This is a genomic window from Mesorhizobium sp. LHD-90, assembly GCF_030929505.1.
GTDB lineage: Bacteria > Pseudomonadota > Alphaproteobacteria > Rhizobiales > Rhizobiaceae > Kumtagia.
This window is the reverse complement of the sequence record NZ_JAVFVV010000048.1, coordinates 1-8,762: the sequence shown is the minus strand read 5'-3', so window position 1 is coordinate 8,762 and position 8,762 is coordinate 1. Positions and strand designations below refer to the sequence as shown.

Genomic DNA, 8,762 nt, shown 5'->3' with positions numbered 1-8,762 from the left:
CGGATTCGACACCCTGCGCAACTGGCTTCAAACCGACCCACCCCGCGCAACACAAGCCTGGGACACGATCTGGAAACGACTGCCCAAAAAACTCAAACCAAACAGAGTCGTGTAGTGTGAACCGTCGGCGGCGAATTTTCGCGCGATGGCGAGGCCGATGCCGGAGGTCGAGCCGGTGACGATTGCGGTGCGGGGGCTGGCAGCCATTTTTGAGTATCCTTATGAAAGAGCGTTGGGTGCGCCGTAACGGAAATATTGCACCGCAGCACGGATGCCAGCAACGTGGCGCATGAATTTTCGGCAATGCGGTGATGCGGGCGAAGCGCCGCGGCTGAAATGCGAGGGCAGGGCGGTGACGGCCGCCCGCCCATGTCGCATGCGCGGTATCGTCCGGCCGGCAATCCCGCTAGTTAGAGGGCATGACCACGCTGAAGGATTTGAAAAAACTGCTCCGCCAGGAAGCGCTCGGACGCCGCGACGCGCTCGACGCGGTCTGGCGCATCGAGGCGTCGCTCGCCATGGGCGAGATCGCTCGCCGACACATCGAGGCCGGGCCCATGGACATCGTCTCCGGCTTCTGGCCGATCCGTTCGGAGGTGGATACGCGGCCGCCGATGTCTGCCTTGCGCGAAAAGGGCGCACGGCTTTGCTTGCCGGCCATCCTCGACCGGACAACCATCGTATTTCGCGAGCTGGTGCGCGGCGGCGCGCTGGTCGACATGGGGTTCGGCACCTCCGGTCCCGGACCGGAGGCCGAGGTGCTCGATCCGACCGTCATGCTGGTGCCGCTCGCCGCCTTCGACGGACGCGGGCATCGCATCGGCTACGGCGCCGGGCACTACGACCGCGCCATTGCCCGCCTGCACGACAAGGGCGCTCCGGTGCGGCTGATCGGCGTCGCCTTCGCCTGCCAGGAAGTCGCCCAGGTGCCCGACGAACCGCATGACGTGATCCTGCCGGAGATTCTGACGGAGAGCGGGCTGAGGCGGTTCGCGGAATAGCGCGATGCATGATTTCGAGTGGAATGAAAGGAAAGCCGGATCGAACCTGACAAAGCACGGCGTATCGTTCGAGGCAGCCAAGCTCGTGTTCGAGGACACTTTCGCGGTTGAACTGCCTGTGGAGGTAACGGCGGACGGCGAGGAACGTTATACTCTGATCGGAATGATACTCTGATCGGAATGGCGCGTTTGGCGCTGTTAGCCGTCACCTACACCGAACGGAGCGGACGCGTCCGCATCATCTCAGCCCGTCATGCGACCAAATCCGAAGAAAGGCTCTATGAACTCGAAAACCGCTACTGACGGGACCGATTGGGAATACCTGCGGAATATGACCGACGAAGAGGCGTATCAGAATGCCCTCTCCGACCCGGACAATCCCCCATTGACCGAAGAACAATTGGCAACGATGAAGCGGTCGTCACGTGCCCGTGTCATTCGTCGTGCCCTTGGCATGACGCGGGAGGAGTTTTCCGCCAAGTTCCGTATCCCGCTTCCCACATTGCAGGATTGGGAAGCGCTTCGATCCGAACCGGACGAAGCCTCGAGCGCTTATCTGAAAGTCATAGCCAGCGATCATGAAGCGGTTTTGCGCGCATTGCATCCCTCGGCCGCTTGAGGCTGCAACTTCGAGTTGCTCGCGCCTGCGGGGGCGGCGGCCATGAGTTGCCGCACCTCCAGGCAATTCGCGGCAATCGTCTAACTTGATCTTCAGCGACGGCGGCTAGCGTGCCTTCCGCGCCGCTGGAGAGACGGGATGCTTCTGCTGAAAATTGTACTGGCACCCTTGGTGCTGATAGCGGCGGTCTTTCTGGCGATGGTCGCCCATATCGCCGGGTCCACGCTGCATCACCGGATCGCCTGGACGCCGACCGCCGCCACGGTGCTGCGGTCCGAGACCTTGTGCGAGGTGACCTATCAGCCAAGCGACGCAGTGCTGCGCGCCGCCGACGGGCGCCGCCGCCAGAGGTTCGGAAGGGCTTGAGCCGTTGCCGAAAGTCCGTTCCAGGGCAATTCGGCTTGCCTCGAAGCGCATCACCTGACTAGAAGTCGGCATGAGACTACTTTTTCTGGGCGACATGGTCGGGCGGTCGGGGCGCACCGCGGTATGGGAGCGGCTGCCGGGCCTGATCTCCGATTTCAAGCTCGACTTCGTCATCGTCAACGGCGAGAACGCCGCCGGCGGTTTTGGCATCACCGAGGAAATCTTTCGCGAGACGATTACGGCCGGCGCCGACGTGGTGACCACCGGCAACCACGTCTGGGACCAGCGCGAGGCGCTCGACTTTGCGCCGCGCCAGCAGCGTTTCCTGCGGCCCGCGAATTTTCCGCGCGGCACCCCCGGCCGCGGTTCCGGCGTCTACCTTGCCCGCAACGGGGCGCGCGTGCTGGCCTCCAACATCATGGGACGGGTGTTCATGCACCCGGAACTCGACGATCCGTTCCAGGCTGCCGAGCGCGAGCTTGCCGCCTGCCCGCTCGGCGAACAGGCCGATGCGGTGGTCATCGACTTCCATGCCGAGGCGACATCGGAAAAAATGTGTTTTGCACATTTCGTCGACGGCCGTGCCAGCCTGGTTGTCGGCACCCATACGCACCAGCCGACCGCCGACCACCAGATCCTCAACGGCGGCACGGGCTACCTGACCGACGCCGGCATGTGCGGCGACTACGATTCCTCGCTCGGCATGGACAAGGAGGAACCGCTCAACCGCTTTCTGTCGAAAGTGCCGAAGGGCCGCTTCGAGGCGGCGGGCGGTCCTGCGACGATTTGCGGCCTCGGCGTCGAGATCTCCGACCGGACCGGGCTGACCGAGCGGATCGCGCCGTTGCGGCTCGGCCCGCGGCTCGAAGAAACCGTTCCCTCTTTCTGGCAAGGCCGTTGACGTGGACTGCGGCCTCTCCTACGTCTGTCGCGCTTTCACCTACGCACCGCCCGCCCAACGCTCGACGAGAGGCCGATGACCGACTTCCTTGCGATGCATTTCGACTGGTTTGCCGATCCGACAGCATGGGTGGCGCTGCTGACGCTGATCGTGCTTGAGGTCGTGCTTGGCATCGACAATTTGATCTTCATCTCGATCCTGACCAACAAGCTGCCGAAGGAACACCAGCAACGCGCCCGCACCATCGGCATCGGCGCCGCGCTGATCATGCGGCTGCTGCTCTTGGCGACCATCTCCATCATCGTGCGGCTGACCGACCCCGTCTTCAGCCTGTTCGGGCACGGCTTCTCATGGCGCGACCTGATCCTGATCGCCGGCGGCCTGTTCCTGGTCTGGAAGGCGACCAAGGAGATCCACCACACGGTCGATCCGGAGGATCACAAGGACACGATGATGGGGGACGCGGTGACCATGGGCATCGGCGCGGCGATCTTCCAGATCCTGCTGCTCGATCTGGTCTTCTCGATCGATTCGATCATCACCGCCGTCGGCATGACCGACGAAATCGCCATCATGTACATTGCCGTCATCGTGGCGGTCACCGTCATGCTGGTGGCCGTCAACCCGCTGTCGAATTTCATCGCCAAGAACCCGACCATCGTCATGCTGGCGCTGGGCTTCCTGCTGATGATCGGCATGACGCTGATCGCCGACGGCATGGGCTTCCATGTGCCGAAGGGTTATATCTATGCCGCCATGGGCTTTTCCGCACTGGTCGAGGCGCTCAACATGCTGGCGAGACGGCGCAAGGCGAGGCGCAGCGAGGAGAAGCCCTGATGATCCGGCGCAATGGAGTGAGGGCGGCGCTGGCCGCCGTCATGTTGTGTTTGACGGGAGGTTTCGCCATGGCGGACGCGCCGCCGGAAGGCCCTTATGGAAAATGGAGCGTCGCGGAGATTGGCGGCCAGGGCGTCGTCGCCAAAGCCGATGTGACACTCGAAATCGGTGCCGACGGAAAGGCCTTTGGCTCGGGCGGCTGCAACCGGTTCCGGACGTCGGTCAAGGTCGCCGACGGGGCAATCTCGTTCATGCCGGCAGCGGCCACCCGCATGATGTGCGAGCCGGAGATTTCCGGGCAGGAAATGAAGTTCTTCGGTGCTCTCGATGCCGTGCGCGGCTGGAAATGGGACGGCCCGGCGCTGATCCTGCTCGACGCCGACGAAAAAATCGTCCTTCGGCTTCGCAACGCGTCCTGAACGGTCGTCTCGGATCGGTCATCAGCTGACGGGCCCCGAAAGCCCGGTGCGCCGCCGCGGCCTACTCCGACGGCAAACCTTTCGGGTGGCGGTCGGCAACCAGGCCAAGCGTTACGCCCTGCTCCAGCCAGGCTTTGGCGCCGGCAAGCACGAAGGAAAAGCCGCCGGCCGAATCGACCGCCGTCTTTACCTGCTCCTCCGCGCGGCCGGCGAAGCCGAAATTGCGGATGCTGACGAAGGTGCCTTTGTCCATCGGCGTGAACGTCCATTCGACCGTGGTCGGCGGGTCGTTCCATTCGACCACGATCTTCTTGTCCTTCACCAGATTCTTTACGGTGACCGGGACAGAAAAGCCGTACATCCGCCATTCCCATTCGATCCCGCTGCCGCCGTCGAGCCGGCCGCTGCCGTGGGTGAACCAGAATTTCGATGTGATCGCCGGGTCGACGAAGGCCTCGAAGACTTCGGCGACCGGTTTTCGGATCAACATTTCGGCGACCGCCACGGGCGCAAGATCGGTCATGTCTGCCTCCTTGAATTGAGGAAGGGTTGCACGCGGCTTCACCAGGCGTCGGGCTCGCGCACCATGTGAACGATGTTGGCCGGGTTCATGATCCAGCCGCCGCGAAAATCTTCGCCGAGCCGCTCGATCGGATCGCAGCGTATGGCTCCGGACGCCTCGAGATGCTCAAGCGCCACCCGATGGTCGCCGGTGAAAAGCTCCAGCCAGATCTCGGCCTGGCTCATCGCCGGCGCCTCGTCGATCCACAGCCGGTTGGGGCCGAGCTCGAAGCCGATCGCCGGTGCCTTGGCGTCAAAGGGTTTCAGGCCGACGACGTCGCGATAGAAACGGATCGTCGCCTCATATTGATGGCTCGGCACCTTCATGGCGATGTTGATGCCGCCCTTGATCTCCGCGGTCATGATCTCCTCCAAACAACCGGACGACGTCAGATGTTGTGCTCGCGGGCGGGCTCGCCCTTCAACTCGCTGCGGTAGTAGCCTTCGCGAAGATTGATGCCGTATTCGAGATAGGCCTTCAGGCTGCACATCATCTGTGTCCATCCCTCGCAGTTGAGATAGGATTTCTTCAGCCCGACCTCGTCCTCGCGCCAGCCGGACTCGGCGATGGTCACCATCGTCGCGCTGTCGTCCAGCGCCGCAAAACCCATCTCGATGCGGGTCTTGTAACCGGGCTTGCCGTCGGCCGTCAGCGCGTCCCAACGCAGCACGATGCGCTCGTTCTCCGTCACCTCGTCGACCTGGACTGGAACGTCACCCCACCAGACGACCGTCGTGCCCTCGACCAGCGGCGCGCTGGCACCGCCGATGGCGGTGAAATAGCCGCTGAGCTTTTTCGGATTGACGACGGCGTCGAACACTTCGTCCACCGGCTTGGCGACGCGGCCGGATATCTTGAACCCAAGAGACATATCCACAGCTCCTTCTTGCCTGTCGCCAGATTATGTTATAGAAATATAACATGTCAAGCGAAGCCTCAGACGATAGTATTTTCAAGGCTTTGGCCAATCAGTCTCGCCGCGCCCTGCTGGATTGCCTGAAAGGGGCGCCGCGCACGACCGGCATGCTTTGCGAGGCGCTGCCGGCGCTCGATCGCTGCACGGTGATGCAGCATCTGAAGGTGCTGGCGGAGGCGGACCTGATCATCGTCAGGCGCGAGGGGCGCGAACGCTGGAACCATCTCAACGCGCTGCCGATCAAGCGCATCCACGACCGCTGGATCGGCGAATATGCCAGCCATGCGGTGAGCATTCTCGACCGGCTGAAGAGCGACCTGGAGGGCAGGAAGTCCTGACCGCAGTGCGACGGAGTGGGCCATCTCTGGCTCACCAAGTCCGCGAGGACCCGCCGAAACTGCGGCGAAGGTGCGATGCGAGGGCTCTAAACCCCGTCCAGGACCACGATGGTCGGCCGGTCCGGCAGGCTGCGCAGCGACACCGTCAGCGAGCGGCTCTCGCGAAAATCGACGGCGAATTTGTCGCCCATCATGCCCAGAAATTCGCCCATCGGCGTCGAATGGCGGTGCATGGGCAGCACGATGGAGGATTGCAGCCGCGCCGTGATCTCACTCATTGAGCCGAGCGACTGCGTCATGCCGCCGTCGATCGGCACCATCAGGATGTCGAGCCGGCCGATGGCGCCGAACTGGGCGTCGCTCAGCCTGGTGTGCAGGTGGCCGAGATGGCCGATGCAGAGGTCCGCAACCTCGAAGATGAAGATCGAGTTGCCGTCCCGTTCGAGGTTGCCGCCCCAGTCGCGGATGTCGGTCGTCACGTTGCGTATGTAGACATCGTCCACCACGACGGCATGGCGCGCCGGACCTCCTTCCGGATTCCAGCCGCGCAGGACATATTCGATCGCCGGGTCGGGCGCCTCGGTGAAATGCGTGCGGTGCGCCTTGTTCATGGTGACGACGCGCGGCGGCGGATTGCCGCCATAGACGCCGCTGAAATCCGTAGCGACGCGGACGCCGGCCGGCGAGTCGATCAGATAGGTCGAGTGCCCGGCATAGGTGATGACCACTTCGCCTTCGCTGGCCGCCTGGATCGGCGTGAACGCGGCATAGGTGGCCTCGGGCAGCGCCTGGGCGATCGCCATGCATTTGCTGGGCGGTGGCGTGTTTTCCTGGGCCGCCGCCAGGGCGGGCGCGAAGAGAATGAAGCAAAGAGAGGCAAGCAGGCGGAAAGGCATGGCGTTCCGGTCCGTGCAGGTTGTTGTGCGTTTCACGTTAAGGACTTGCGGCATTGCCACCAGCCGAATCGACGTTTCGAAGATCAAACCTTCGCGAGCATTTCGCGCCATCGCGCCGCAAGCGCGGCGTAGCTGTCGTCCGGTTGGGTTTCGTAGGCGAGTTCATGCTCGCCTATCTCGACGAACCGCTGCTTCGAGCGTGTCCAGATATGGCCCGCGGGCACAAGCCAGCGCGTATCGTCGAGCGTCCCGGCCTTCACGTTTACCATCGGCGCGCCTTGCGTGCCGTGAACGACGCGCACGCCGCAGACGGGACAGAAATGCCCCTCGCGGCGGTTTCCACCGTCCGAAACCCGGGTGAAAGTCTTGAGCTTGCCCTCGACGCTCACATCCTCGGCCGGAAGCCGCAGGGATTCGCCAAATGCACTCGACGTATGGCGCTGACATTCCTTGCAATGGCAGAGATAGAACACATAAGGCTGCGCGGTAATGCGGTAGCGCACCTGTCCGCATTGGCAGCCGCCAGTGAGCGGCAAGTCGGGCAAAGTAACGTGCTGTAGCGGCAATGCCCGCTCCTTCTGGACGTTTGACGGCAATTTATCTATAAGCCCGCCATTCCGGAAATCGCAGATATTTCGAAGACAGGGACCTCATGGCCGGCCATTCTCAGTTCAAGAACATCATGCATCGCAAGGGCCGGCAGGACGCGATGAAATCGAAATTGTTCTCCAAGCTGGCGCGCGAAATCACCGTCGCTGCCAAGCTCGGCACGCCCGATCCGGCCATGAACCCGCGCCTGCGGTTGGCTGTGCAGGCGGCGAAGGCCGAGTCCATGCCCAAGGACAATATCCAGCGGGCGATCAACAAGGCGTCCGGCGGCGACGCGGAGAGCTATGACGAGGTCCGCTACGAAGGTTATGGGCCGGGCGGCGTGGCGCTCATCGTCGAGGCGCTGACCGATAACCGCAACCGCACCGCCTCCAACGTCCGCGCCGCCTTCACCAAGGCGGGCGGTGCGCTCGGCGAGACGGGATCGGTGTCGTTCCTGTGGGACCGTGTCGGCGAGATCGTCTACAAGCCGGAGCTTTCGGCCGACAAGGTGATGGAGGCGGCGATCGAGGCCGGCGCCGACGACGTGGCGTCGGACGAGGACGGCCACACCGTCCAGTGTGCCTTCGAAAACATCGGCGAGGTCTCCAAGGCGCTGGAGGCAGCACTCGGCGAGGCCGAGAGCGTCAAGATCGTGTGGAAGCCGCAGACCAGCGTGCCGGTCGACGAGGAGCGCGCGCAATCGCTGATGAAACTGGTCGGCAATCTCGAGGACGACGACGACGTGCAGAACGTCTACGCCAATTTCGAGGTGGACGAGGCTACGCTTGCCAAGCTGAGCGCTGCGTGAGCGCCAAACCGTTGATCCGCATCACTTATTGCACGCAGTGCCAATGGCTGCTGCGGGCGGGATGGATGGCGCAGGAGCTGCTTTCGACCTTCGGAACCGAACTCGGCGAGGTCGCGCTGGTCCCCGGCACCGGCGGGATCTTCACCATCACCTGCAATGAGCAGCTTGTCTGGGACCGCAAACGCGACGGCGGTTTTCCCGACGCCGCGAAACTCAAGCAACTGGTGCGCGACATCATCGACCCGGAGCGCGATCTCGGCCACGCCGATCGAAAAGTATAGTCTTTCGGTCGCCTGACAGGCGCGCGCATCAGTGGGCGCATTGCCGGAAAAATGAAGCCGGCGCGCGAACGGGCCGACGCCAAGGCAACAAAAAACCCCGCCGAAGCGGGGCTCAGACTGCTGACAAACCCCGTCATTTTTGGCGGGGTTTTGTTTTACGCGTTTGAGTACGCTGGAGATTTCGTCGTCGGGATGTTTTGGCTGGAGGGTGCCGGTCGGTTGCGTGG

The 8,762-nt window shown here is 63.2% G+C and carries 15 protein-coding genes and 1 pseudogene; 10 read left to right on the top strand and 6 right to left on the bottom strand.

Annotated elements, in window-relative coordinates; translation table 11 throughout:
• Positions 1-108: 108 nt before the first annotated feature.
• A pseudogene (locus RB623_RS30195) lies at positions 109-207 on the bottom strand (3-hydroxybutyrate dehydrogenase); the annotation flags it as partial.
• A 212-nt stretch (positions 208-419) separates the two neighbouring features.
• Here RB623_RS30195 and RB623_RS30190 point away from each other — a divergent pair.
• The 7 genes from RB623_RS30190 (at position 420) to RB623_RS30160 (ending at position 4,143) form a co-directional block, all read left to right on the top strand.
• Complete coding sequence (locus RB623_RS30190) at positions 420-1,001, top strand: 5-formyltetrahydrofolate cyclo-ligase (RefSeq protein ID WP_308060973.1); 582 nt, start codon at positions 420-422, stop codon at positions 999-1,001.
• Positions 1,002-1,005: 4 nt separating this feature from the next.
• Positions 1,006-1,176 carry a BrnT family toxin gene (locus RB623_RS30185; protein WP_308060971.1) on the top strand — a complete coding sequence of 57 codons (171 nt, stop codon included), beginning with the start codon at positions 1,006-1,008 and terminating at the stop codon, positions 1,174-1,176.
• A gap of 105 nt (positions 1,177-1,281) precedes the next feature.
• The gene (locus RB623_RS30180) at positions 1,282-1,620 is read left to right on the top strand and encodes a transcriptional regulator (RefSeq protein WP_308060969.1); all 339 of its coding nucleotides are present in this window, start codon (positions 1,282-1,284) and stop codon (positions 1,618-1,620) included.
• 138 nt (positions 1,621-1,758) lie between these two features.
• Entirely contained in the window at positions 1,759-1,986 is a 228-nt protein-coding gene (locus tag RB623_RS30175; RefSeq protein WP_308060967.1) for a hypothetical protein, read from the top strand.
• Between the two features lie 70 nt (positions 1,987-2,056).
• Positions 2,057-2,887, top strand: a complete 831-nt coding sequence (locus RB623_RS30170) for a YmdB family metallophosphoesterase (RefSeq protein WP_308060966.1) — start codon at positions 2,057-2,059, stop codon at positions 2,885-2,887.
• A gap of 75 nt (positions 2,888-2,962) precedes the next feature.
• On the top strand, positions 2,963-3,724 hold the full coding sequence (locus RB623_RS30165) for a TerC family protein (RefSeq protein WP_308060964.1): 762 nt from the start codon (positions 2,963-2,965) through the stop codon (positions 3,722-3,724).
• The gene (locus tag RB623_RS30160) at positions 3,724-4,143 is read left to right on the top strand and encodes an META domain-containing protein (protein ID WP_308060963.1); all 420 of its coding nucleotides are present in this window, start codon (positions 3,724-3,726) and stop codon (positions 4,141-4,143) included. The genes RB623_RS30165 and RB623_RS30160 overlap by 1 nt, the downstream gene beginning before the upstream one ends.
• A gap of 61 nt (positions 4,144-4,204) precedes the next feature.
• Here RB623_RS30160 and RB623_RS30155 read toward each other — a convergent pair whose 3' ends face one another.
• The 3 genes from RB623_RS30155 to RB623_RS30145 are packed head-to-tail and all read right to left on the bottom strand — an operon-like array spanning position 4,205 to position 5,576.
• Positions 4,205-4,666 carry an SRPBCC family protein gene (locus RB623_RS30155; RefSeq protein ID WP_308060961.1) on the bottom strand — a complete coding sequence of 154 codons (462 nt, stop codon included), beginning with the start codon at positions 4,664-4,666 and terminating at the stop codon, positions 4,205-4,207.
• A gap of 38 nt (positions 4,667-4,704) precedes the next feature.
• On the bottom strand, positions 4,705-5,067 hold the full coding sequence (locus tag RB623_RS30150) for a hypothetical protein (RefSeq protein WP_308060959.1): 363 nt from the start codon (positions 5,065-5,067) through the stop codon (positions 4,705-4,707).
• 26 nt (positions 5,068-5,093) lie between these two features.
• Positions 5,094-5,576 (bottom strand): SRPBCC domain-containing protein, encoded by a 483-nt coding sequence (locus tag RB623_RS30145; protein ID WP_308060957.1) that lies wholly within the window; start codon positions 5,574-5,576, stop codon positions 5,094-5,096.
• Positions 5,577-5,626: 50 nt separating this feature from the next.
• On the opposite strand from RB623_RS30145, the gene RB623_RS30140 reads away from it, so the two are divergent.
• Positions 5,627-5,959 carry a helix-turn-helix transcriptional regulator gene (locus tag RB623_RS30140; protein WP_308060955.1) on the top strand — a complete coding sequence of 111 codons (333 nt, stop codon included), beginning with the start codon at positions 5,627-5,629 and terminating at the stop codon, positions 5,957-5,959.
• A gap of 86 nt (positions 5,960-6,045) precedes the next feature.
• Here RB623_RS30140 and RB623_RS30135 read toward each other — a convergent pair whose 3' ends face one another.
• Positions 6,046-6,855: an MBL fold metallo-hydrolase gene (locus RB623_RS30135; protein WP_308060953.1), complete on the bottom strand. Its 810-nt coding sequence runs from the start codon at positions 6,853-6,855 to the stop codon at positions 6,046-6,048.
• 83 nt (positions 6,856-6,938) lie between these two features.
• Positions 6,939-7,400, bottom strand: a complete 462-nt coding sequence (locus tag RB623_RS30130; RefSeq protein WP_308060951.1) for a GFA family protein — start codon at positions 7,398-7,400, stop codon at positions 6,939-6,941.
• A 107-nt stretch (positions 7,401-7,507) separates the two neighbouring features.
• Between RB623_RS30130 and RB623_RS30125 the strand changes: the two genes are divergently transcribed.
• Both RB623_RS30125 and RB623_RS30120 read left to right on the top strand, forming a co-directional pair.
• Entirely contained in the window at positions 7,508-8,254 is a 747-nt protein-coding gene (locus RB623_RS30125; protein WP_308060950.1) for a YebC/PmpR family DNA-binding transcriptional regulator, read from the top strand.
• A complete protein-coding gene (locus tag RB623_RS30120; protein WP_308060949.1) occupies positions 8,251-8,535 on the top strand; it encodes a SelT/SelW/SelH family protein in 285 nt (94 codons plus the stop codon). The genes RB623_RS30125 and RB623_RS30120 overlap by 4 nt, the downstream gene beginning before the upstream one ends.
• Positions 8,536-8,762: the final 227 nt, after the last annotated feature.

Bases quoted from the DNA above. Each gene is read 5' to 3' on its own strand.
- RB623_RS30150 (WP_308060959.1), bottom strand. From the start codon at position 5,067: ATGACCGCGGAGATCAAGGGCGGCATCAACATCGCCATGAAGGTGCCG.
- RB623_RS30180 (WP_308060969.1), top strand. From the start codon at position 1,282: ATGAACTCGAAAACCGCTACTGACGGGACCGATTGGGAATACCTGCGG.
- RB623_RS30170 (WP_308060966.1), top strand. From the start codon at position 2,057: ATGAGACTACTTTTTCTGGGCGACATGGTCGGGCGGTCGGGGCGCACC.
- RB623_RS30155 (WP_308060961.1), bottom strand. From the start codon at position 4,666: ATGACCGATCTTGCGCCCGTGGCGGTCGCCGAAATGTTGATCCGAAAA.
- RB623_RS30185 (WP_308060971.1), top strand. From the start codon at position 1,006: ATGCATGATTTCGAGTGGAATGAAAGGAAAGCCGGATCGAACCTGACA.
- RB623_RS30190 (WP_308060973.1), top strand. From the start codon at position 420: ATGACCACGCTGAAGGATTTGAAAAAACTGCTCCGCCAGGAAGCGCTC.
- RB623_RS30125 (WP_308060950.1), top strand. From the start codon at position 7,508: ATGGCCGGCCATTCTCAGTTCAAGAACATCATGCATCGCAAGGGCCGG.
- RB623_RS30160 (WP_308060963.1), top strand. From the start codon at position 3,724: ATGATCCGGCGCAATGGAGTGAGGGCGGCGCTGGCCGCCGTCATGTTG.
- RB623_RS30165 (WP_308060964.1), top strand. From the start codon at position 2,963: ATGACCGACTTCCTTGCGATGCATTTCGACTGGTTTGCCGATCCGACA.
- RB623_RS30140 (WP_308060955.1), top strand. From the start codon at position 5,627: ATGTCAAGCGAAGCCTCAGACGATAGTATTTTCAAGGCTTTGGCCAAT.
- RB623_RS30175 (WP_308060967.1), top strand. From the start codon at position 1,759: ATGCTTCTGCTGAAAATTGTACTGGCACCCTTGGTGCTGATAGCGGCG.
- RB623_RS30145 (WP_308060957.1), bottom strand. From the start codon at position 5,576: ATGTCTCTTGGGTTCAAGATATCCGGCCGCGTCGCCAAGCCGGTGGAC.
- RB623_RS30135 (WP_308060953.1), bottom strand. From the start codon at position 6,855: ATGCCTTTCCGCCTGCTTGCCTCTCTTTGCTTCATTCTCTTCGCGCCC.